Genomic DNA, 21430 nt, shown 5'->3' on the forward strand with positions numbered 1-21430 from the left:
CATCATTCCGGCACAGGAATTGGAAGTTAAGATTGCCATAACGCCTAACCTCGGGTTAAGGTTTTATGAAGGTTACAGTTACGGGGGCCTGAATGAGCGGCACGAGTTCGACCCTGGAGGCTTATCCTCCGGTGAAGCGGAAGATAACACCTTTTATCGCCTTGATTATCCTGGCGGTTCTTATCTGCGCCCTGGCCGCGGTCCAGGGCGAGGCACCCATTACGACGGATGTCGCCTCCGACTGGTTCAGTTGGGCGCGTGTCGCCATAATGTGGGCCGGTGTCTTTGCCTGCGGTCTAGTTCTGCTGGCGATAGGCCTGATCGGAGCGGCCCTGAGTCTGTTGCCGCGTTCTGGCCCCAAGCCTGCCAAGACACGTACAGAGAAGACGCTTACAGAGAAGACACTGGCCGAGAAGGCGCCGCGCCAGGAGGCTGCCGCCGAAGTCCCCGCCGGCTTGGCGACCGTCAACGATTTTACGGCCTATCAACCGGAAGACCGCCGCGGCGATGATCACCTGCATGTGCCGACCGCCGAAGGCCTGACGGTCATGCCCCAAAAATCAGATGTGCGCGCCGATACCCGTGGTAGCCTTAAGTTCGACGCCCAACGCCTGAACGCCATCCAGACGCCGCCAGCCGACTCAGGTACGCGCGATGGCGAACCGGTGAATGCGCCGCTGTTTGCTGAGGCGCCGGTGGCCGAGATGCCGTCGCTGGAACCGGCAATCTTTCACGACAATGCGTCGGATTCTTTCATGAGCCGAACGCCTGCCGAGGCCCCGTCGGGCTTTGATCCCAATGCCGCCTTGTCCGAAGCTCATGGCCTGAACGTGGTCCGTGCCGCTACCGAAGGGGCTCAGGAAAGCGCCAAGGTCATCCCGATCCGCCCGGACATCACCGTGCCCGCCGCAACCGCGACGGCAGAAGCTGTGACGCAGGCGGTTCGCGATCCGCTCGAACTCGCCCTGCTGGCCGAGCCGACCGCCACGCTACGTCCGGCGCCCCAGAGCGATATCCATTCCGTCATCTCGTCTGCCATGCGATTTATCGATACCGCCCCGACCGAGGCAGCGCCTTCGATCAACGGCGAAGTGGAAATCCGCCAGGCCATCCAAACCGCCCTTTCGGTATGGCCGGATACCACGCGAACCATCGCAGCCGACGAGCTGAGCGTGCGGGTTGCGCACCTTTACTACGACAAGGACGCCCACAGCCGCAGAATTTTTGATTTGATCGCTTCAGGCGACCTTGGCGCTGCCGCCAGTGCGCTTCAGGTCCATGCCGATGCCCTGGCTTATGACGGCCATGGCGGTCCGGCCGCCGAGCTTTGGCGCGTCTACGGCGCTCTGCATATGGGTCGCGACGACAGCCGCGCCATGCAAGCCTATGCGCGCGTCTCAGAATTGGACCCGGAAGATGCCAATATCCATCTTTATTTGGCGCGGCGCTATCAGATGGCCGGCGAGACGGTCAAACTGCTGCCTGTCATCGGGCGGGCGCTGGGCGTGATCAGCGATCCAGCCATTCGCACAGAACTGCTGACGCCCTTTGCCGACCTTCAAATGAAGGCGGGGAATGTCGCCGGCGGTGCCGACGCTCTGGAAGAACTCAGCCGCCTGCACGAGACTACGGCCTATCTCAAGCCGGATGACATCGCTGCTCGCTCATCGCATGCGATCACCCTGGCCCGCCTGGCGCAGGCGCGGGAAATGCTCGGAGATTTCGCGCAGGCTGGCCCGCTGTACAAGAAAGCCCACAAGGTCTTCGCCGATCTGTCGGCGTTGAAGCCGGAACATCCGGGTCTCAAGGCCATGGCCGACAACGCGCTGAAGGATGCCAGCCGATTCGGCGCCTGAGAACGATGGGATGACGGTTCGGCGCCTGAACTGTGTTATAGCGATCTTAATCGATTGAACGATATGACTGGTACGGAGCATCTTCTTACCGGAGTCCCTCTTTTATGGACGGTGACAATCAGACCTGGTTAGAAGCGGCGCGTTTGTTGGTTGTTGACGATGATCCTATCCTGCGCGAGTTCGCCCATCATGAATTGTCCTCCGACCGGGTAACGGTAGACCTCGCCTGCCATGGCGCCGATGGCCTCGAAAAGTTGAAGGCGGGCGGAACCGATCTGGTTCTTGTCGATCTCGATATGCCGGTCATGGACGGCTTCGAACTGATCCTTCAAATCCGCGCCAACGAAGATCTGAGCGACCTGCCAATTGTGGTGATCACCAGCCACGACGACATGAAGGCCATAGACCGCGCCTTTGCCGCCGGCGCGACGGCTTTCGCGCAAAAGCCTCTGAACTGGCGGGTGCTTTCCTACAAGTTGGCCTATGTCCTGCGCAATGCCCGCGAAGACGCACGCCTCCGCGCTAGAGCGGGATGAGTTTTGAGGGAATCAATACCCCGCTCTAAGTTTTTGTTTTGTCGCGCAATTTATCCGAAAAGTGCTGCACACTTTATCGGATTGCGCTCTCAGGCCAAGGCGTTGCGTCAATTGGTCCGTGCCCAGGATGAGATCATCACTCTGTACGAAGACGGTACGACCCGGCTTGTGCACGCCCTGCTGGAACAGGCGACGCAGCCTGGCGTGGCCAGGCTGGCAACGGAACTGGACCGGTTGAATACGGCGATCCGGCAAAGGGCCGACACACTGCGGGCTTGAACTGGCGATCGGTAGCATAAGCCCGGTAGGGCCAACGCAAGTTCAATCTGGGAAATTCCGCCGCCTATTCGAACACGGGACGCCGAGTGGTGAACTTGGTCGTCGACCAGGCGACGTAGCTGTCGTAGCGGCGGATGGCCGGGTCGGCCAATAGGACGCGCTCGCCCCAGGCCTCGTAAGCCTCCAGGCTGAAAGCGGCGACCACCAGGATAAAATCGGCCTGGCCGGCGACTGAATAGCATTGCAATACATTCGCGTCACCGCGCATGCGGGCGCGGAAATCGTCATAGACGGCTGGGGTTTCGCGTTCGAACGCCACGCTGGTGATCACGGTAATGCCGGTTTGGGCCGCCGAGCCCAACACAGCAACCTCCGCAGCAATGACGCCGGAGGTGCGCAGAGCCGCCAAGCGCCGTCGTACGGCCGAGGCTGACAGCGACACCTGCCGCCCCATCTCGGCATGGGACAGGGTGCAGTCACTTTGCATGATACCAAGAAGTTTGCGGTCAAAATCGTCCATCGGCGCATTTCGCCACAGAACAAGCACTTGGCAATTAAATTCGCAACAAGAATGGCGAAAATCGCTGCGCATGGTCAATGGCTTTCAGGTAGGGTGGCGCCATGCTCTCCATGGCCCTGTTTCTTCTTGCTTCACCCTTTGCGAATGTCGCCCAAGCCCCCCAGATGTCGGGCGTCTGGCAGTCCCAGGGCTATGGCTATGTTCTGGACCTGAAACATGGCCAAACTAACCTGTATCACCAGGCAAACGGTATGTGCGTCAAAGACCCGCGCGGTGGCGATCCCGACGAACAGTTCCTTGTCTACCAGGAGGTCGCGGCGGATCGTGTGGCCTTCAGTGGCGAGGCCGGCGGCACGCGCTACATCTTTGACCGGATTGCCGCCGTGCCCTCCGCCTGCGCCGAGGGCAACCCGCTGACACCACAGCAAAAGCTCGACTTTGTTATCGCAAATTTGCGCGCCTGGTATCCGCTGGAAGCGCGAGGCATCGATCTGGACCAGGCTATAGATGATATTGGGCCGGTCACGAATGACACGGACCTGTGGAAGGCCCTGACTCAGGTCTATGGCGTCCTGGATGACACCCACAGCGAGGTCCATGCCGGCGAGCGCACATTCACGGCTGGCGAAGCTCTTACTCTGGAACGGATCGGCGACGGCGAGGCCCAGAAAGCATGGCTGCGTGGATATCGCGACGGTATCCTCAACGACATTCTGTTGGCCCAGGGGCATCACGTCGGCAATAAGCGCGTCTTCTGGGGCGTCAACGGTGATATAGGCTATATCAACATCATGACAATGGGCGCGTTCGATAGCGAGGCCGAAGACTATGATACTGGCGTGCTGGACACCATCCTCGACGAAGCCATGTCAGCTTTCCAGGGCCAACGCGCGGTCATTGTCGATCTGGGCAACAATCGCGGCGGCTACGACCGCGTCGCGCAAGCGATCGCGCCCCGGTTTGCGAACGAGCAAAGGCTGGCCTATACCCGGGGTCCGGCTGGCAGTCCTCAGACTGAGCCGCAAGCTGTCTATACGGTGCCATCGGAACGCTCGCGCTTTCTTGGTCCAGTCTATGTGCTGACCAGCGACATCACCGTCAGCGCAGGTGAGACAGGCGTATTGCAGTTGAAGGCCCTGCCGAATGTGGTCCAGGTGGGAACGACGACGCGCGGCGCCTTGTCCGACCAGATTGTCAAACCGTTGGGCGAGGGTTGGGAGGTAACCATGTCGGCGGAGATTTACCGGGATCCGTCGGGCTTTGTGCCCGAAGGCAAGGGAATCGCTCCGGATGTGGTTCTGGACCTGTATGGGCCGCAGGGACATGCAGCGGCGGTGTTGGGCTTGATGGAGCGGATCCGGGTGGGCGACCCGTCGTTGAAGACAAGATAAGGAAGCCCCTCAGGCTCGCCGCCCCGCGCCGATCGCGTTGACTTCGTTCCGCTCTCGTCCTCTCCCCGTAAACGGGGAGAGGTAAAAAATAGCCGCTTTATCCGGAAACAATCTGCTGGTGAAGATCAACGATGAAGTCGTCTATTTGGTCGCGGTCAACGGTTTCGGGCAAGGTTGTACGAGCCACCGCCATTTCGACCTCCGTCAGAAGGTTTTCGATCTCCTCGGCAACCGAAGCATAAGGAATCTCGCCGCGCTTGATCGCCAGCAAATGCGCCGCATTGGGGCGCGGAAAGGTAATCTGGCGGGTATCGAGGAACTCGATCGCCTGGTCGGCGATGCGGACCGCATGGGTCATGGCCTTCCAGTCGACGCCTTGATTGTCTTCCGCCGCGCGGGTGCGGGCGCCGAATTCGTCGAACAGGTTTTGCACCATGGTGCGCGCGCCCTTGATAGAGGCCGAAAAGATCGCCTTCTTGCCGGCAACGTCGAAATAGGTCGCCGGATTCCCGTCGGGATGCGGAAGCACGACGATATCCAACAGGTCGTGGGAGGCGGCAAGGTCGCGAATTTCGGCTTCGGCAACCCCCAGCTTTGTATTGGCGCCGTAGCTGTCCTCGATGGCGGTCAGGCCGTCCAGCGCCAGTCGGACGGCCGCCAAGCGCGCACCCTTAACGCCATACTTGCGCGCCTGTTGGCGGCAATAGCTGACGAAGGCCGTAGTCTTGCGGCTGAACAGGCGCGGCGCCAGGGCCTTGATCTCCGACCAGACCGGATCGGGCGTTGACAGCATCATGTCCGCCGGCGCGAACAGCATGTCCAGCGCCACGGTCTGGCCTTCGGCCAGGAGGTCTAGGAACTTGGCCGGACTGTAGGCTTCGAAGTCGATGTCTTCAGCCGTATTCTTCTCACCGCGGGACTTCTCACGAACGATGTTGACCGACGGCTTGACCCTCTGCAGCAGGATATCGCGCGCATCGGGCAGGTAGACAGCCTTGATATCCAGGTCCGACTGCGGCGTCGCCGTGCCGTACAGGTGCGAGCCGAATTTCATTTCAACGAGTGTTTTCATGGGCTTCTCCATGCCCGAACCCGCTGCAAAAGGCCATAGTTCCTTGCGGTACAAGCTACCTGTCAAAGCTTACTATCATTTAATGTACCAGTACCTTGCGTTGGAAGGTAGCTTGTTTTATACACAGTTCAACGCCGGGGATGGTCCCGGCTATAACGGATGGAGGGCCAATGCCTGAAACCATAGACATTCAAATGAAGAAAGGCGTGCTGGGCCTGTGCGTGCTGGCGGTGCTGGCCCGTGGCGAAAGCTACGCTTATGAGATCGCCTCACGTCTGTCCGATGCCATCGGCATGGGCGAAGGCACGATCTACCCGCTGATGCGGCGGATGCAGTCTGACGGCCTGGTCGATACCTACCTGGTCGAAAGCTCGGCGGGTCCATCGCGCAAATATTACCGCCTGACCAGCGCCGGGCACCGCGCGTTGCAGGACCAGAGCTCCGAATGGCGCGGTTTCACCGATGCCGTCGACGCCCTGCTGGACCCCACACTCACCGTCACCCAGGAGGCCTGAGAATGACGAAAGATCAATTCATTGAACGGCTGAAGGCCGGCCTTAAGGGTTTGAAGGCCGAGGCCATTGCCGACATCGTGGCCGACTATGAGGCGCACTTTGCCGAAGCCGCGGCGGCTGGCCGCAGCGAGGCCGAAGTGGCTGCCGCGCTTGGTGATCCGGGCCGCCTTGCCCGTGAGCTGAAGGCCGAGGCCGGCATGAAGAACTGGGAGTCGGCCAAGTCACCGTCATCCGCCGCTGGGGCAATCCTGGGCATTATCGGACTGGGCGCCCTGGATATCCTGGTGCTGCTGCCGATTTTGGGCGGGGTCGTCGGGACGCTGATCGGGGTGTTTACCGCCGCCATTGGCATCTTTATCGCCGGGGGCGTTCTGTTCGCTGCCGGGCCTTTCACTCCGCTGCCGGGTGGGGTTGCCGCCGCCATGTTGGGCGGGGTCGGCGTCATGGCCGGCGCTGCCGCGCTGGGCGCCTTAACCGCCGTCCTCAGCGTCTGGCTGGTCAACGGCCTGATCTGGTACGGCCGCCTGCACTACCGCGTGCTGAAGCCCGCACTCGAAAACTGAACCGAATCCGGAGGAAACATCATGATCCGCACTCTACTCCTCGTCACGGGCTTCGGCACTGCTATCGCCCTGGTCTGTCTCACCGCCGCGGCCAGCATCGCCGGCCATGACATTAGCGACGGCTATAGCCTTTCGTTCAGCGAGAACGATAACCACTTCGGGGTCCGCAAGGACGAGGCTGTCAAGCCGGAACCGGTCGAGACCCGCACCCTGGCCTGGGCCGGAGGCGAGGTCTTGACGATTTCGGCGCCGGTCGAGGTCGTCTACACTCAGGGGCCGACCGTGTCGGTCACTGCGACGGGCCCTAAGTCGCTGGTCGAGCGGCTGACCCTGGAAAACGGCCGGCTGTCGTTGAAGGACGGCCCGGGTGTCGTCAAGACGATCAGCCTCAAACTCAACGGACACGGCCTGGACATCGATGGCGGCGACGACAGTATCCGCGTCACCATCACCGCCCCTTCGGTCAAACAGTTCGAAGTTGCCGGTACGGGTGACCTGACGATCCATGGTTACGACCAGCCGAAGCTTGATCTGCGCGTTTCCGGCGCCGGTGAGGTCGAGGCCTTTGGCCGGACCGATGCGCTGGAGCTCGATATCTCGGGCAATGGCGACGCCAATCTCGAAGCCTTGAAGGCTGTGGATGCCGATATCAGCATCAGCGGCGCGGGTGATGCCGATATCTCGGCGACCGGCAAGGTGGCGGTGGACGTGTCGGGCATGGGCGACGTGACGCTGAAGACGAAGGCGGCCAGCGTGAGCACAGATATTTCCGGTGCCGGCGAGGTCCACCAGGAATAGCGCTGACGCGTTACGGGATTTGGGGTTTGCGGTTTGGGGCCCCAAACCCCGTCGCGCGTCAGCGCCCTTGCGGTTGATCATAACCTTACGTAAGCAGTGCCACTAGGGCAGCGCGATTTTGCACCAGCTTCCCTAAGCTCACTTCGTCACTATCCTGTGAAGGAGTACGCATCATGGCTAACACCGGCTACAACAACTCAACCGAAAACGGCAACGGTACGGCGATCATCGTGCTGGCGCTCGTCGTATTGGCAGCGCTGATCATCGGCGCGGTCTTTTTTATGAACAACCCGGTCACCACAACGTCCGAAACCAATACCAGCACGACCGACCGGACCATCATCGAACAGGTTCCGGTCCTGATTGCACCGGATAACGCCGCCAATCCGCCAGCACAGACGGCTCCGGCAACAGAGCCTGCCCCCACGCCGGTTCAACCCATTACGCCAGCGCAATAAGCAATCCAGCAAGAAACCGCCTAGAAAATCACTGATTTTATTAGATTTTTCCAGTCAGGAAAACAGGCCTGCCTCATCCAAAGGGGAGGGCCAAAGGCCGGTGAGAAACTAGAGCGCAATCCGATAAAGTGGACACCACCGCACGGGCGCTCCCGTTTTCGGAAAAATTGCGCGACAAAACAAAAACTTAGAGCGGGATTTTGATTCCATCAAAACTTGTCCCGCTCTAGCCCGGCGCTTGAGTTGAAAAAACGCAAATACCAAGCGTCATTCTTTATGAGGGTTGGTATAAGTGACTCGCCGGACTTCCAGATGGCTGTAAAGCGCTTCCAGCGGCGCCATTTGACGAAAGCCCACACTGCCCCCCTGTGGCATGGGCTTTTCGCCGTCGTCCCGCCATGCCACAACCGGCAAATCGTTGATTGAGAACCATACACCGGTCTGAGTTTTCAGCAGTTTCATGCGATAGGGCTCGTCCGTCATGTCCTTGACATCCGGCAAAGGATCGGCGCCCTGAGCCAGCAGTTCGAACCCCGGCGCCCGGCGCAGATTGCAGACATGGAAGGCGCGTTCTTCCGGCCACCGGCGGCGAAAATAGGCGATCTGCAGGGCAGCGACATCCGATTGCGTATAGTGTTCATAGATGCCGGTACGCGCTTTCAGAGAAGGATCGAGTATGTGCTGGCCACCAACGCCGGCGGCATGGAAGAACAGGATGGCCAGACCCGGTTCGGCCAGCGGACGAAAGGTCCAGCTAATCTCAACATCACTGTCGAAACGCTCCGGGCACCAGAAGACGAAGTTAGACGCCTGGCCCTGGTCGGGGGTAAGTTTGTTTTTCAGGCGCATCCTGCCCGTGTCGAAATCGACCAAGGCCTCACCTTCCAGCTTCCAGTTGGCGACATCGGAGGGTTTGGCAAGTGGATTGGCGTAGATCACGCTGCCGGTTGCAAACGCGGGTTGGGCGGCGAGGACAGTGCCTGCGATCACAAAACTCCGACGATCCAGCATAACAGCGACCTCTACAAAAGCGGTGGTCAGTGATATCTAAAAAGCTTGTCTGAGGAAAGCGCCGCGGGTCCATAAAAAAGGGAGCAGGACCCGCCTTAATCAAGCGGCGTGCCAAAACCTGCTGGCGCAGGCGTTTTTGTGCCAGCCTTCCCACCCGCCATGCCCTCTCCTCCCAAAGGTCAATTCTATATGATACCAACCCGCGTAAGTCTTGACACACTGCGGGTTGGCAAGGCCGCCAGCGTACGTTTCTGGCCGCCCGAGCTTTTGCGAGGAGCCAGGGGGGGCGCCTAGAGCGCAATCCGATAAAGTGGACACCACTTTTCGGAAAAATTGCGCGATAAAACAAAAACTTAGAGCGGGATTTTGATTCCATCAAAACTCATCCCGCTCTAGAGCGCAATCCGATAAAGTGTGACGCCACCGCACCGGCGCTCCCGTTTTCGGAAAAATTGCGTGACAAAACAAAAACTTGGATCGGAGTTTTGATTCCATCAAAACACATCCCGTTCTAGACGATACCGCCGGCCAGTTCGGTGCGCGCCTTGCGAGTCTCGGCCTTGTGCGCCCGGTAGCCGCTTTCGCGATAAGCCGCGATGGGGTCGATAGCGCCGCCCATTCTCACCCGCGCCATGGCCAGAGCAGCGCGGACGTCGGACTCAAAGGCCTGGCGCAAGCAGTTGTGCGCCATGATGACGTCGTTGTCTTCCTGATAGGCGCGCATGCCGTCACGGTCGACGATCAGCGCCTTGACATAGGCGCCGGCAATGGCGCGCGCGGAGTTTAGCAAGCTTTCGATCGGATCGGTGACATTGTGCGACTGATCCATCATGTAGGACGGCGTAAAGCGCGTGCCGTGCTTTTTAGCACGCTTCTCGGCCGAAACCAGTTCGTTGAAAACCAGGAACAACTGGAACGGGTTGATCGATCCGGAATCGAGATCGTCGTCGCCGTACTTGGAATCGTTGAAATGGAAACCGCCCAGCTTGCCGAACTGAGCCAGGCGGGCCACGATCATCTCGATATTGACGTTGGGCGCATGATGGCCCAGATCGACCAGACACTGCGCCTTGTCCCCCAGAGCCTGGGCGCACAGGATCGAGGTGCCCCAGTCCTGGATCACCGTCGAATAGAAGGCCGGTTCGTACATCTTGTGCTCGATCAGCAACCGCCAGTCGTCCGGCAGAGCACCATAAACCGTGCCCAGGCTTTCAAGGTAGCGCTCCAGCGTGTCGGTGAACTCGACCTGGCCGGGGAAGTTCGAGCCGTCGCCGATCCAGACTGTCAGTGCCTTGGAACCCAGCGTCTTGCCGACCTCGACGCATTCGAAATTGTGTTCGATGGCCTGCTGGCGGGTCGCCATCTGCGAATGCGACAACGAACCGAACTTGTAGGACCGCTTTTGACCGCTCTGGTCCTGGAAGGTGTTGGAATTGATGGCGTCGAAACCAATGCCCAGGGTTTGGCCGTACTGACGCAGGGCGTCGTAATCGTCGCACTTGTCCCACGGCAAATGCAGCGACACACGCGGCGTCAGGCCTGTCAGTTGATTGACCACCGAACAGTCCTCGACCTTTTCGAAGACATTGGTCGGCTCACCCGGCAGTGGAAAGCGGGCGTAACGCGTGCCACCGGAGACCATGCCCCAGGATGGCAATCCGACCGAAAAGGCTATCAGCTTCTCGACGACAAGCTCGATGTCGATGTTCACCCGAGACAGCCGGGCAGCCAAAGCGTCGTAATCAGCCAGGTGGGCATCCATCAGTTTGGCATTGGCGCGTGCAATGGCGTCTTGCGGTATGATTGCGATGTGCTTGTCGACGGCCAGAAAGCCCATGTCAGTCCAATCCCGATTTTTGCCCGTTTTTTTCAGACCATCGCGCGAACTCGGCTTTTCGTCAATTCAACACCTTTAATGTGGTTACGCTACCAAAGGTTCAGACCACCTGTACCGTTACACGGATGCGACATTGCTCAGTTAACGCCCACGTTTGTCGTTAACGGGTAAAGGCCATGGCGTTGCCGGCATCGACATTGAGAATATTGCCCGTCGACTTGGACGCTGCCGACGAGGCGAGAAAAACGACAGCTTCGGCGACATCTTCGGGAAGAACCGAACGCTTAAGGAGGCTGCGATTGCGGTAAAAGTCCTCGATATCGGCGTCTTTGAGATTGTAGGCGGCCGCGCGCTCTGCCCGCCACGCGCCGTTCCAGATGTGCGAACCGCGAATGACCGCATCGGGGTTGACGACATTAACACGGATACCGTGTGGTGCACCCTCCAGAGCGAGGCACCGCGCCAGGTGGAGTTCCGCCGCCTTGGCCGAACAATAGGCCGAGGCATTGACCGACGGCGCCAGGGCGTTCTTGGAGCCGACGAAAACGATCGAACCGCCTAACGGCTTCATGGCCTTGAAGGCTTCACGCACAGCGAGGAAATAGCCGTCACTCAAGACGGCGAAGTTGCGCCGCCACAACTCCAAAGTGGTTTCCTCGATCGATGCCGCGGAAGCTATGCCGGCATTGGCGACGAACAGGTCAACGCCGCCGAACTGCGTCGCTGTGTAGTTAAAGGACTCTAAGATCGCAGCTTCGTCGGTCACATCGGCTTCGAAGGCACGCACCCGGTCGGCCGAATGCGCCGCCGCCAGATCTGAGCGCAGGGCTTCCAGCCGGCCGCCGTCAATATCGGTTACGACCACATGGCCGCCGCGCTGTAACACGGCTTCGGCGATGGCTCGGCCGATACCACCCGCCGCGCCGGTGATGTAGGCGACCTGGCCGGCGAACAGGCCGGGCGTGGGCTGGCGGCGTAGCTTGGCCTCCTCGAGCTGCCAGTATTCGATGTCGAAGGCTTCCTGCTCGGGAAGGGCGACATAGCGGTCCAGGGCTTCGGCGCCGCGCATCACCTGGATGGAATTGACATAGTATTCGGCCGCGATCCGTGCCGTCGCCTTGTCGGCGGCAAACGTCAGCATGCCGTAGCCCGGCACCAGTACCACCACCGGAGTGGCGTCGCGGATAGGTGGGCTGTCGGAGCGTTTGCAGCGCTGATAATAGGCGCGGTAACCGGCGCAATAGGCCTCAAGCGCCTGATCGATGGCAGCGTCGTCGGCGTCAGCATCCAGCACCAAAGGACGGATCTTGGTGCGCAGGAAATGGTCTGGACAGGAGGTCCCCATAGCCGCCAGACGGTCGAGGTCGTGCGAACAGACGAAGTCGAGCACAACGGGGCTGTCGCTTACATGAGCTAGTTTCAGCTGTGAAAAACTGAACTTGGCGCGCAGCACCGGTGTCAGCCGGGTGAACAGGGCGGCGCGCTCGGCGGCCGTATGCGGGCGAATCCGGACGCCGCCGAAGACCGGTCTGGCAACTGCGCGTGCGTCGATATAGTCCTGGGCGCGGCGGATCAGCCTGAGGCTGTTGCGATAGCAGGCTTCCGAGGTGTCTCCCCAGCAGATCAGACCGTGGCCGGCCATGACCATGCCACGCCATTGAGGATTGGCCGCAACTGCGTCGCGAATACGCAGGCCAAGATCGAAGCCCGGACGTTGCCAGCCAATCCAGCCCAAACTGTCGCCATAGACCTGACGCGTCAGGCGTTCGGAGTCTTCGGCAGCGGCGATGGCAATGACGGCATCGGGGTGAAGATGATCGACATGGGTATGGGGCAGGAAGGCATGCAGCGCCGTGTCTATGCTGGCCGCGCGCGGATTGAGGCCGAAACCGCAATGGAGCAGCAGGTCGACCATCTCGTCTTCATGAGCCAGCCCGCGATAGCGCTTTTCCAGGCTGCGTACGCGATCGAGATATAGGGTGGCGAAACCATCGAGCTTCATGGAGCCGAGATCGCCGCCGGAACCCTTGACCCACAGGACTTCGACCGGTTCGCCCGTCAGCGGATCAGGCTGAACGATCTTGGCGGAGGTGTTGCCCCCGCCGAAATTGGTGACGGTGGCGTCGCGGCCGAGCAGGTTGGAGCGGTAAACCAGGCTTTGCGTCGGCGACAGGCCGGCATGATAAGCGCTATTCCATACCGCGACGTCCTTCGGAAAAACGTCTACCTGCGGTGCTACCCGAGACACACCCATGCCTAAAATCCCAACCCGTATCTGTGCCCTTCCTACTTAGATACAGTCTCAATCGCTTACGATCAATCGCAAATGATGACCGAAAGCGGCCTGTTTCTGCATTTTTTGCCACATTGTGGGATGAATTGCGCACATTTGAGAACTTTCGTCAAAGTCGATCAAGCTGATGCGAATCCTACCTACCAGATGCTGCGTCCCACGGCCGCACGGTTTTCGCCGGAGGCCGCGCAGCGAAAAAGTGATACGCGGCAAAGTGATACGCGGCATAGAGAATACGCCGCCGTTACCGAAATGGCGCACTTCGCCTCTGTGGTGTCACCGGTGTCACAAAGGGTTGATTTACGGCACACTTAAGATATAGTCATACAAATAAAAAAGCCAGGCGTGGACGGGGCAACCCGCAATGACCATGGTACAGGGTTGAAACGGGAAGACATGCCAAAGAAGCATCAGGGCAAGTGCGTCGTTTTCGATGTTGGCAAGACCTTCGCCAAGGTCAGCGTGGTCGATGTCGAAGGCGTGGTCTGGACCGAGCGCCGGCGCGCCATCCCCCACTTCGACGCCCTCCTCTATCGCGCCTTCGCTGTTGACACCCTGCATGACTGGCTGATCGAGCAATTGCGTGACCTGGGCAGCCAATACTTCATCGATCGGATCATTCCCGTCACTCACGGTGCCACCTGTGCCTTCCTCGACGATGAACACAAGCTGGTCCAGCCGATTCAGGACTACGAGTCCGCTGTGCCGCCGGAATATGTCCGCGCTTACACGCGCATCCGCCCTGGCTTCGACGAGACCCAGTCGCCGTCACTGCCGTTGGGCTTAAACCTGGGCAGCCAGATCTTCTGGCATTCCCGCCGCGCGCCGGAGATGTTCGGCAGAGTGCGCTGGATCCTTAACTATCCACAATACTGGGCCTGGCGGCTGAGCGGCGCGCTTTGCAACGAAGTCACCTCCATGGGCTGCCACACTGACCTGTGGTGCCCGGAACGCAAGGATTTCTCGTCGCTGGCCGTGAAACAAGGTTGGGCCGACCGCTTTCCGGAAATGCACCCCGCCTGGGAGCCCGTCGCTACCCTGCGAAGCGATATTGCGGCGGCGGCAGGCCTGCCGCCCTCGGTAAAGGTCTGCGTCGGCGCCCACGACACGAATGCCGCCCTCGCCAGCATCATAATCGGCAGCGACACCGATCCGCCGGCCCTGTTGTCAACCGGAACCTGGTTTATCGCCATGGCGCCTGGCGCCTCGGCGGACGACCTGGTGTCGCACCGCGACTGCCTGGCCAATGTTGACGTCTTCGGCCGGCCGGTACCCTGCGCCCGCTTTATGGGCGGCCGCGTTTATGACAGCTTTATGGGCAACGGAGTCGTGGTCGATGAAGCCGCCCTGTGCGCCGTGATGCGCAAAGGTACGTCTGGCCTCCCGGTCTTCCTGGAAGGGCCTGGCGTCTGCCCCGGTCTGAACGCCACCCTTCCTTCGCTTGGCGAAAGCGCGGAGGAACGTGCGGCGCGGGGCCTACTCTATGTCGCCCTGATGACGTCGGCCTGTCTCGATCTGGTCCGGGCCTCCGACCAGCTTCTGATCGAAGGTCCGGCGGCAGGTAATGCCCTGCTTTGCGGACTGATCGCGGCCTTGCGCCCCGGCCCGGTCGTGGTCGAGGACCGCCGCAATGCCGTGTCCCTTGGGGCAGCGCGTCTTGCCTTCTACGACCGCCCGGCGCCCCAGGCCCGCATCCGCCAGTTGGTAACGCCCGTCCTGCGCGACGACATACGTCGTTTCCGTGAGCTATGGCGAGGCCGGGTTTCCGCAGAACTCGCAGCCTGACGCTTTTTCTCATGGCTCAAATTGTTTCCAAAAATTGGCAATCCACTTTTTGGCATCCGGCTTTATCGACAAATCTCTTGGACTTCCCTATAAATCGATCAATATCGATCATCGCGCGGACCGATTCGCGCAAACGGGGTTCAGGGACGCATGCATTTTCAGGATCGCTGGAAGCGGATAATCGACGAACTCAGCCCTGACCGCGTCACCTCGGTCGACGAGTTGACCGAGCGTTTAGGCGTTTCGCCGGCCACCATCCGCCGCGACCTGAACGAGCTGGACGGCCTGGGCTATCTCTTGCGGGTGCGTGGCGGCGCTATGCGCGCAGAAAGCAAGGCCTACAAGCAGGCGGCGGACGAACGGCGCAGCGAGGGCCTGCAAGGCCAGCCGGGCTTCCTCGATACCGTTATCAGCCACGCCCCGGCCAAGCGCGCTATCGCCCGCACTGCCCTGGAATTCCTGACGCCCGGACTGTCAATGATCATCGACGGCGGCACCACCACCTATACCATGGCATCGATGATGCCGAACGAGCCCTACCATGTGCTCACCACCTCGATCGCCATCCTGCAGGGCCTGATCGCCCGGCCGCGGGTGCGGGTGACCTTGCCCGGCGGCGAGTTCTTCCGGGAACAAAGCATTATCCTCAACCCTTACGAGGACGGCATCTTGCAGCATTTCACCGCGGCGCGGATGTTTATCGGCTGTCAAGCGATCACGCGCAACGGCTTGCTGCAAACCGATGGCCTGCTGGTCCAGTCCGAACGGCGGCTGATAGAGCGCGCCAACGAAATCATCGTGCTGGCGGACTCGAGTAAGATCAATGCCTCGGGCTCACTCGCCGTATGTCCGCTGAGCAAGATCGATGTGCTGATTACCGACGACGGCATTGCGCCGGATGCGGTGGAGTGGCTGAAGGCGGCGGGGATCGATGTACGTATCGCCGAGCGCACGGCCGAAGACCGTAATACGCCGGTGCCGTTGCCGCGGTAGCTATTGGTGACGCGGGCGTCACCGTTGGATCAGGAGCTGATAGTATGCGCAGCGTGATCGTGCATTTGATAGAAACCACGGAAGCCGAAGTCAGCGCCTTCCTTGAAACGCAATATCCCACTCAGGCCGGCCCACCCTGGGTCGCGTTGTCTAACAATGACCCGTGTTTATACTTCAATTTCTATACCTATCTTCTCGAAGAGGCCGGACCCGACAAACTTTCAGAGTTGGAGCGTCGGCTGGGCTTGATGCCTTCTATTAGAGCGCAATCCGATAAAGTGTGACGCACTTTTCGGAAAAATTGCGCGACAAAACAAAAACCTAGAGCGGGATTTTGATTCCATCAAAACTCATCGCGCTCTAGCGTTATCGCTGATATTTCCGGACGGCACTCCGGCGACCTTGAGGTTGAAGCGTTCACTACGGTCATGCTAACGAAGTTCAGCGGCGTGGCCGAGGATGACTATACCGCGCGATATTGGACCCTGGACGAAATCATCTCTGCCGGAGACATACAAAACGGCCAAAGGTTTTTTGACTACCGCTGGCGATCGCGGCTTCATTGAAGAGCCAGTTTAGCAAATTTGCGAACAAAAAAATCCCGGACGAACCATCCGGGATTTTTGTTGGCTCAATGTTATCAAGCTTACGACTCTCGGAATGTCTTCCACAGCGACTGGTTCAGCGGCTCGAGGATGTACTGCAGCACCGTGCGCTCGCGCATTGGAACCACTACCTCGACCGGCAAGCCAGGCTTCAACTGCTCGGTTCCCATTCGCGACAGGGTCGCGAGGGTTTCCGGGCTGATCTGAACCCGCGCCGTGTAGAAGGTGTTGCCGCTTTCCTTGTCGGTAAAGGCATCGCCCGACACATCGAGTACCTTTCCCTCCAGGATCGGCGCGCTGTGCTCATGTAGCGAAATGAAGCGAACCTGGGCGATCTGGCCCGGATGAATGTCATTACCGTTCCGCGCCGGGACCATGGCCTTGATGACCAGCGGCGTGGCTTCGGGCACGATGTCCAGCAGTTTCTGGCCGGGCTGGATCACACCGCCGACGGTAGAGACCGACAGGCCCATCACCTTTCCACTGGCCGTGGCACGGACGTGCAACCGGTCGTAGGCCGCGCGGGCAGCAACCAGTTGCGGTTCCATTGTCTTGAGGCGACCCTGGGTGTCGTTCAGGTCGGTCATGACGTTGTCGATATACTGCTTGCGGATACCGACGGCCTGCATCTGGGTCTCGCCGATCTGGGCCTGGGCGCCGGCAACCTGGGCTCTCAGGGCGCCATACTCGCCTTCCATGCCAGCCACCGATTCCTGCAGGGCACGCACACGCGTCGTCGGCGCATAGCCGCGGGCGTTGAGGTCCTCGACGCCTGTCAACTCCTCCTTGGTCAGGGCCTGGCGGGTCTGGTTCGCCGTCATCTGCTCCTGGTTGCCGACGATCTGTTGCTCGCTTTGCTTGACGCGCTGCTGCAGGACCGACATCTGCGACGCCAGGAAGGTACGGTTCGACGCCATGGTCTTGCGCTGAATGTCCATCGTGTCATTGATCAGCGGACGGAAGGCTTCCGGCAGGTCGGCAAACTCGACGGGCTCAGAGAAACCGGCACGCTGCCCCTGTTCGGCAAGAAGGCGCGCCTCGCGCGTCTTCAGGTCGATATACTGCCCCATTAAGGCATTGGCATTGGCTTCGGTTTCATCGCCGGACATCGTGATCAGCTCCTGGCCCTTGCGGACCATTTCGCCTTCCTTGACGTGAAGGGCGGCGATAATGCCACCTTCCTTGTGCGCCACTTCCTGGAGGTTGCCGACGACAGCGATCTGGCCGGTGGCATAGACAGCGGCGTCCACCCGGGCAAAAGTCGCCCAGCCCATCAGGACCACGAAGAAGATGAAAACGACCGCCATACCGAAACGAATGTCCCTGCTGGGATCGTCGGAGCCGGACTTGCCAAAGCCGAGCAGAGCGCCGATGCCGCCACCGGCGGGCGGCTTGGAATCGTTCTGTGGTTTATCCATCGTATCGAAGTTCGAGCTATCGGGCATCAGTTGGCTGCCTTTCCGCCGGTAATCGGCGCCAGGCTCGTCGGCGTGGCGTTAGCGGTCTGTTGTTTCTTCATGGCCTCAGCATATTGCGCCGGTGTCCCCAGGAAGGCGACGCGGCCGTTGGCCAGCATCATCAGGCGGGTAACGCGGTCCAGGACCATGGCGCGGTGGGCGATGACAATGACGGCGCCGCCACGGGCGCAGACGCCGTTCATGGCGTTGATCAGGGCGATTTCACCGGCCTGGTCCTGATAGGCATTGGGTTCATCCAGCACCAGGATTGGTGGGTCGCGGTACAGGGCGCGCGCCAGGGCGACGCGCTGGGCCTGGCCGCCTGACAGCCCCTGACCGTTCATGTTCAGCACAGTATTGTAGCCATTGGATAACTGCAGCACCATGTCATGGACGCCGGCAAGTTTGGCCGCCGCGATCACGGCCTCGTCGATCTCATCTGAGTCGCCGGGCTCAAAGCGGCAGATATTGTCGCGTACCGTCCCAGGGAACAGGGTTGGATCCTGGGGCAGATAGCCGATATACTTGGCCAGGACCTCGGGGTCCCAGTCCTTGCGCTCGGCACCGTCGACGCGGATCGCGCCAATTTCGTAACCGTCGCAGCCGACCAGGACGCGGGCCAGGGTCGACTTGCCAGCGCCGGACACCCCGGCAATGCCCAGCATTTCACCCGGCCCGACCCGGAAGGTAATGTTCTGGAGGATATAGGCCTTTTGCTCGGTATGGACGATGCTGAGGCCTTCGACCTCCAGAACGGCTTTGGGGCGCGGCAGGCTGGTCACCGACTTGGTGGGGTCTTCGGCCAGGGCCTTGTCGATAGTGCGGAAAGCGTTGTAGCCACGGATCAGGCTGCGCCAGTTGCTGATAACCTGTTCCATCGGCATCAGGGCACGGGCCATCAACAGCGAGGCAGCGAAGATGGCACCGGCTGAGATTTCCTGCTGGACGGCAAGGTAGGCGCCGACACCGAGCGAAATCGACTGCAGCAACTGGCGCAGGAATTTCGAGCTGGTGGCATAACCGCCGACGCTCAGATTGGCCTTGACCTGGTCCTCAAGTGCCGAATGGCGCTCGTCCAGTTGCTGGTTGACCAGGGCCCGGCGCATACCCAAGGCGCGGACGACATCGGCGCGCTGGGTGGTGGCTTCCTGGCGGGCATAGGCCTTCTGCATGTTTTCGGCCGCCTGGGTGATGTAGCGGTACGAAGCACGCTCGCTGAGCCAGGTGATAATACCCAGAGCGACACCGCCGCCGACCGTCATCCAGCCGAGCACCGGGTGCAGGATGAAACACAGGCCGACGAAGAGGATGATCCATGGCAAGTCGAACAAGGCAACCATGCCCTGTCCCGACAGGGTCTGCTTGAAGGTGTCGAATTCGCGCAGCAGGGCAGCGTTGGTTGCCTGACGGCCGTTGCCGATACGGGCATACAGATGGTTGAGCACGTCGCCGGCCAGGACCTTGTCGAGCCGCATGCCCGACCGCATCAGCAGTCGCGAGCGCACACTGTCCAGAAAGGACAGCGCAATCAGCGAAACGATCAGCATCAGCGTAATGTAAAGAAGGGTGGTCATACTGCCCGTCGACACGACACGGCCGTAGACCTGAAGCATGTACAGGGTCGGCGCCAGGCTGAGCATGTTGATGAAGAAACTGAACACGGCCGCATTTATAAAATGCGCGCGGCACTGTTTTAAGGCGCCGGCCATGATCGGGTTGATCTTGATTCGGGAGAGAGCTGAAATCATGGCGACCGTTATATCAGTTGGGTACTGGAAATACAGCTTCATAAAAGGTGAAAGTGTCATACCTGATAAGACGGTGCCTGTGCAAGCTTCAACAGGGTGTAGTTTTTGTTACAATCAGGGGCGGCAACGCTTTGGGATAGAAAGTCTCCCCCTGCATCGATACACCGCTACCACGACCAAACGACGTGACTTAGGAAATTCGGTCCCACGGGCAAGGTACTGAGCGGGTAAGGTACTGTTACCAACCCGCGAAGATCTTGACTCATCGTGGGTTGGCAAGCGCGCCAAAGAACGTTCTGGCGCGCCCGAGCTTTTGCGAGGCGCCATGGGGGACGCCTAGTCCGGCGCTTGAGCTGAAAAAAAGCGAACACCAAGCGTCATTCTTTATGAGGCTTGGTATGAGTAAAAAAGCTGGAGGTTGGCCGTGTAATTAATGTGCCGCGCTTAAGTCGGTCAACGATGACAGAACGGCGTCATGGCGGAGGCCTCGACTTTTTCAGCTTGCGTCGCGCGTGCTGAGGGTTAAACTGCAGATGAACCGCAGGAGGCTGGCATGAATATCCGGGCAGGCAAGACGTTCTCGGCAGTTCTTATTGCGGCGCTGGTGCTGGCGGGGCCGGCGACGGCACAGGACAAGCCGAAGGAACCGCCCGCGCCGCAGGACATTATCGATGCCTCGGGCCCAGCGGCATGGCGCACCATCGCCGCCGAGGACCTGGTGATCATGACCCTGGCCGATGGCGGCAAGGTCATCTACCAGTTGGCACCCGATTTTGCGCCGGTCCATGTCGCCAATATTCGCCAACTGGTGCGCAGCGGCTATTTCGACGGCGCCGTCATCCTGCGTGTTCAGGACAATTACGTCGTCCAGTGGGGACGCCCCGATGAGGACCCGACCAAGCCCACGGGCATCGACGAAAATCCCCCAGCGGAATATGACCTGCCGCTGAAGGGATTGAAGTTCAAACCGCTACCATGGCGCGACACCTATGCCAAAAAGGCCGGCCATGTCGCCTCCTGGCCGGTGGCGACCGACGGCAAGGACGCCTGGCTGGTCCATTGTTACGGCCTGATCGGCGTGGCGCGCGACGTCGCCCCCGATACCGGATCGGCCACCCAACTCTACACCATCATGGGCCACGCCCCGCGCCATCTCGACCGCAACCTGGCCGTGGTCGGGCGCATCGTCTCGGGCATGGAGTACCTGACGGCCCGGCCGCGTGGCAGCGAGGCGCTGGGCTTTTACAAGAATGACAGCGAGCGGGTAAAAATCGTCTCAGCCCGCATCGCCGCCGACCTGGCCGCAGGGGAACAGCCGCGGTGGCAGATCATGGAAAGTCACACCCCGACCTTTGATGCCTGGCTGTCGGCGCGGGCCAATCGCAGCGGTGCCTTCTTTGTCCGTGCTGCCGGGGCGCTCGATCTGTGCAATGCATTGCCGCCGGTGCGGACGGCCCCTTAATACAACTCAAAGTACCGTGGCTTAACCTGTCCCATGACACCGTGTGTGGACTTGAACCTCTCCTCTCAAGCGGAAAATGTGCAATACTGCGCGAGTTTTTCCATCTTAGGAATGTAGAAGTAAAAACTTTTCTACTGTTCAGTGGCTAAATCATCAGCTGGTTTCGTCGAGACCATTCCTGTAAAATCACAGGTCATCTCAAATCAGTTCGAGCTTCCGATAGAGCTGAAAAAATTGTTGGACACCTCAAA

At 60.1% G+C, this 21430-nt stretch carries 19 protein-coding genes; 12 read left to right on the forward strand and 7 right to left on the reverse strand.

Going from position 1 to position 21430, the window contains the following annotated elements:
• Window positions 1–92: 92 nt before the first annotated feature.
• The 3 genes from ABAC402_RS27230 (at window position 93) to ABAC402_RS27240 (ending at window position 2671) form a co-directional block, all read left to right on the forward strand.
• Window positions 93–1856 (forward strand): M48 family metallopeptidase, encoded by a 1764-nt coding sequence (locus ABAC402_RS27230; RefSeq protein WP_023448874.1) that lies wholly within the window; start codon window positions 93–95, stop codon window positions 1854–1856.
• A 104-nt stretch (window positions 1857–1960) separates the two neighbouring features.
• The gene (locus tag ABAC402_RS27235) at window positions 1961–2392 is read left to right on the forward strand and encodes a response regulator (protein WP_023448875.1); all 432 of its coding nucleotides are present in this window, start codon (window positions 1961–1963) and stop codon (window positions 2390–2392) included.
• A gap of 102 nt (window positions 2393–2494) precedes the next feature.
• Window positions 2495–2671, forward strand: a complete 177-nt coding sequence (locus tag ABAC402_RS27240) for a hypothetical protein (protein WP_155847340.1) — start codon at window positions 2495–2497, stop codon at window positions 2669–2671.
• Window positions 2672–2735: 64 nt separating this feature from the next.
• Here the strand turns inward: ABAC402_RS27240 and ABAC402_RS27245 are convergent, their stop codons facing one another.
• A complete protein-coding gene (locus tag ABAC402_RS27245) occupies window positions 2736–3191 on the reverse strand; it encodes an Lrp/AsnC family transcriptional regulator (RefSeq protein ID WP_023448877.1) in 456 nt (151 codons plus the stop codon).
• A 110-nt stretch (window positions 3192–3301) separates the two neighbouring features.
• Here ABAC402_RS27245 and ABAC402_RS27250 point away from each other — a divergent pair, with 110 nt between their 5' ends.
• The gene (locus ABAC402_RS27250; RefSeq protein WP_023448878.1) at window positions 3302–4582 is read left to right on the forward strand and encodes a S41 family peptidase; all 1281 of its coding nucleotides are present in this window, start codon (window positions 3302–3304) and stop codon (window positions 4580–4582) included.
• A gap of 97 nt (window positions 4583–4679) precedes the next feature.
• On the opposite strand, the gene ABAC402_RS27255 is transcribed toward ABAC402_RS27250, so the two are convergent.
• The gene (locus ABAC402_RS27255) at window positions 4680–5654 is read right to left on the reverse strand and encodes a DNA polymerase beta superfamily protein (RefSeq protein WP_031235361.1); all 975 of its coding nucleotides are present in this window, start codon (window positions 5652–5654) and stop codon (window positions 4680–4682) included.
• Between the two features lie 170 nt (window positions 5655–5824).
• On the opposite strand from ABAC402_RS27255, the gene ABAC402_RS27260 reads away from it, so the two are divergent.
• From ABAC402_RS27260 to ABAC402_RS27275, 4 genes are all read left to right on the forward strand, one after another.
• On the forward strand, window positions 5825–6169 hold the full coding sequence (locus ABAC402_RS27260) for a PadR family transcriptional regulator (protein WP_031235362.1): 345 nt from the start codon (window positions 5825–5827) through the stop codon (window positions 6167–6169).
• A 2-nt stretch (window positions 6170–6171) separates the two neighbouring features.
• Window positions 6172–6732, forward strand: a complete 561-nt coding sequence (locus ABAC402_RS27265) for a DUF1700 domain-containing protein (RefSeq protein ID WP_023448881.1) — start codon at window positions 6172–6174, stop codon at window positions 6730–6732.
• A gap of 21 nt (window positions 6733–6753) precedes the next feature.
• The gene (locus ABAC402_RS27270) at window positions 6754–7530 is read left to right on the forward strand and encodes a GIN domain-containing protein (protein ID WP_023448882.1); all 777 of its coding nucleotides are present in this window, start codon (window positions 6754–6756) and stop codon (window positions 7528–7530) included.
• A 173-nt stretch (window positions 7531–7703) separates the two neighbouring features.
• The gene (locus tag ABAC402_RS27275) at window positions 7704–7988 is read left to right on the forward strand and encodes a hypothetical protein (protein WP_023448883.1); all 285 of its coding nucleotides are present in this window, start codon (window positions 7704–7706) and stop codon (window positions 7986–7988) included.
• Between the two features lie 267 nt (window positions 7989–8255).
• On the opposite strand, the gene ABAC402_RS27280 is transcribed toward ABAC402_RS27275, so the two are convergent.
• From ABAC402_RS27280 to ABAC402_RS27290, 3 genes are all read right to left on the reverse strand, one after another.
• On the reverse strand, window positions 8256–8999 hold the full coding sequence (locus ABAC402_RS27280; protein ID WP_023448884.1) for a DUF1961 family protein: 744 nt from the start codon (window positions 8997–8999) through the stop codon (window positions 8256–8258).
• A 511-nt stretch (window positions 9000–9510) separates the two neighbouring features.
• A complete protein-coding gene (rhaI, locus tag ABAC402_RS27285; RefSeq protein ID WP_023448885.1) occupies window positions 9511–10836 on the reverse strand; it encodes an L-rhamnose catabolism isomerase in 1326 nt (441 codons plus the stop codon).
• 160 nt (window positions 10837–10996) lie between these two features.
• Window positions 10997–13090 carry a bifunctional rhamnulose-1-phosphate aldolase/short-chain dehydrogenase gene (locus ABAC402_RS27290; RefSeq protein WP_023448886.1) on the reverse strand — a complete coding sequence of 698 codons (2094 nt, stop codon included), beginning with the start codon at window positions 13088–13090 and terminating at the stop codon, window positions 10997–10999.
• 435 nt (window positions 13091–13525) lie between these two features.
• Between ABAC402_RS27290 and ABAC402_RS27295 the strand changes: the two genes are divergently transcribed.
• The 3 genes from ABAC402_RS27295 (at window position 13526) to ABAC402_RS27305 (ending at window position 16191) form a co-directional block, all read left to right on the forward strand.
• The gene (locus ABAC402_RS27295; RefSeq protein ID WP_023448887.1) at window positions 13526–14914 is read left to right on the forward strand and encodes an FGGY-family carbohydrate kinase; all 1389 of its coding nucleotides are present in this window, start codon (window positions 13526–13528) and stop codon (window positions 14912–14914) included.
• A 150-nt stretch (window positions 14915–15064) separates the two neighbouring features.
• Window positions 15065–15907, forward strand: a complete 843-nt coding sequence (locus ABAC402_RS27300) for a DeoR/GlpR family DNA-binding transcription regulator (RefSeq protein WP_023448888.1) — start codon at window positions 15065–15067, stop codon at window positions 15905–15907.
• 44 nt (window positions 15908–15951) lie between these two features.
• Complete coding sequence (locus tag ABAC402_RS27305; protein ID WP_023448889.1) at window positions 15952–16191, forward strand: hypothetical protein; 240 nt, start codon at window positions 15952–15954, stop codon at window positions 16189–16191.
• 362 nt (window positions 16192–16553) lie between these two features.
• Here the strand turns inward: ABAC402_RS27305 and ABAC402_RS27310 are convergent, their stop codons facing one another.
• Both ABAC402_RS27310 and ABAC402_RS27315 read right to left on the reverse strand, forming a co-directional pair.
• Entirely contained in the window at window positions 16554–17957 is a 1404-nt protein-coding gene (locus ABAC402_RS27310) for an HlyD family type I secretion periplasmic adaptor subunit (RefSeq protein WP_023448891.1), read from the reverse strand.
• Entirely contained in the window at window positions 17957–19717 is a 1761-nt protein-coding gene (locus tag ABAC402_RS27315) for a type I secretion system permease/ATPase (RefSeq protein WP_162148511.1), read from the reverse strand. The genes ABAC402_RS27310 and ABAC402_RS27315 overlap by 1 nt, the downstream gene beginning before the upstream one ends.
• 553 nt (window positions 19718–20270) lie before the next feature.
• Between ABAC402_RS27315 and ABAC402_RS27320 the strand changes: the two genes are divergently transcribed.
• The gene (locus ABAC402_RS27320; RefSeq protein WP_023448893.1) at window positions 20271–21179 is read left to right on the forward strand and encodes a peptidylprolyl isomerase; all 909 of its coding nucleotides are present in this window, start codon (window positions 20271–20273) and stop codon (window positions 21177–21179) included.
• Window positions 21180–21430 lie beyond the last annotated feature (251 nt).

Source organism: Asticcacaulis sp. AC402, assembly GCF_000495835.1.
In the GTDB taxonomy this organism is placed as follows: Bacteria; Pseudomonadota; Alphaproteobacteria; order Caulobacterales; family Caulobacteraceae; genus Asticcacaulis.

Bases quoted from the DNA above. Each gene is read 5' to 3' on its own strand.
- ABAC402_RS27230 (WP_023448874.1), top strand. From the start codon at position 93: ATGAGCGGCACGAGTTCGACCCTGGAGGCTTATCCTCCGGTGAAGCGG.
- ABAC402_RS27265 (WP_023448881.1), top strand. From the start codon at position 6,172: ATGACGAAAGATCAATTCATTGAACGGCTGAAGGCCGGCCTTAAGGGT.
- ABAC402_RS27260 (WP_031235362.1), top strand. From the start codon at position 5,825: ATGCCTGAAACCATAGACATTCAAATGAAGAAAGGCGTGCTGGGCCTG.
- ABAC402_RS27320 (WP_023448893.1), top strand. From the start codon at position 20,271: ATGAATATCCGGGCAGGCAAGACGTTCTCGGCAGTTCTTATTGCGGCG.
- ABAC402_RS27250 (WP_023448878.1), top strand. From the start codon at position 3,302: ATGGCCCTGTTTCTTCTTGCTTCACCCTTTGCGAATGTCGCCCAAGCC.
- ABAC402_RS27275 (WP_023448883.1), top strand. From the start codon at position 7,704: ATGGCTAACACCGGCTACAACAACTCAACCGAAAACGGCAACGGTACG.
- ABAC402_RS27300 (WP_023448888.1), top strand. From the start codon at position 15,065: ATGCATTTTCAGGATCGCTGGAAGCGGATAATCGACGAACTCAGCCCT.
- ABAC402_RS27305 (WP_023448889.1), top strand. From the start codon at position 15,952: ATGCGCAGCGTGATCGTGCATTTGATAGAAACCACGGAAGCCGAAGTC.
- ABAC402_RS27315 (WP_162148511.1), bottom strand. From the start codon at position 19,717: ATGATTTCAGCTCTCTCCCGAATCAAGATCAACCCGATCATGGCCGGC.
- ABAC402_RS27310 (WP_023448891.1), bottom strand. From the start codon at position 17,957: ATGCCCGATAGCTCGAACTTCGATACGATGGATAAACCACAGAACGAT.
- rhaI (WP_023448885.1), bottom strand. From the start codon at position 10,836: ATGGGCTTTCTGGCCGTCGACAAGCACATCGCAATCATACCGCAAGAC.
- ABAC402_RS27295 (WP_023448887.1), top strand. From the start codon at position 13,526: ATGCCAAAGAAGCATCAGGGCAAGTGCGTCGTTTTCGATGTTGGCAAG.
- ABAC402_RS27280 (WP_023448884.1), bottom strand. From the start codon at position 8,999: ATGCTGGATCGTCGGAGTTTTGTGATCGCAGGCACTGTCCTCGCCGCC.
- ABAC402_RS27245 (WP_023448877.1), bottom strand. From the start codon at position 3,191: ATGGACGATTTTGACCGCAAACTTCTTGGTATCATGCAAAGTGACTGC.
- ABAC402_RS27235 (WP_023448875.1), top strand. From the start codon at position 1,961: ATGGACGGTGACAATCAGACCTGGTTAGAAGCGGCGCGTTTGTTGGTT.
- ABAC402_RS27290 (WP_023448886.1), bottom strand. From the start codon at position 13,090: ATGGGTGTGTCTCGGGTAGCACCGCAGGTAGACGTTTTTCCGAAGGAC.
- ABAC402_RS27270 (WP_023448882.1), top strand. From the start codon at position 6,754: ATGATCCGCACTCTACTCCTCGTCACGGGCTTCGGCACTGCTATCGCC.
- ABAC402_RS27255 (WP_031235361.1), bottom strand. From the start codon at position 5,654: ATGAAAACACTCGTTGAAATGAAATTCGGCTCGCACCTGTACGGCACG.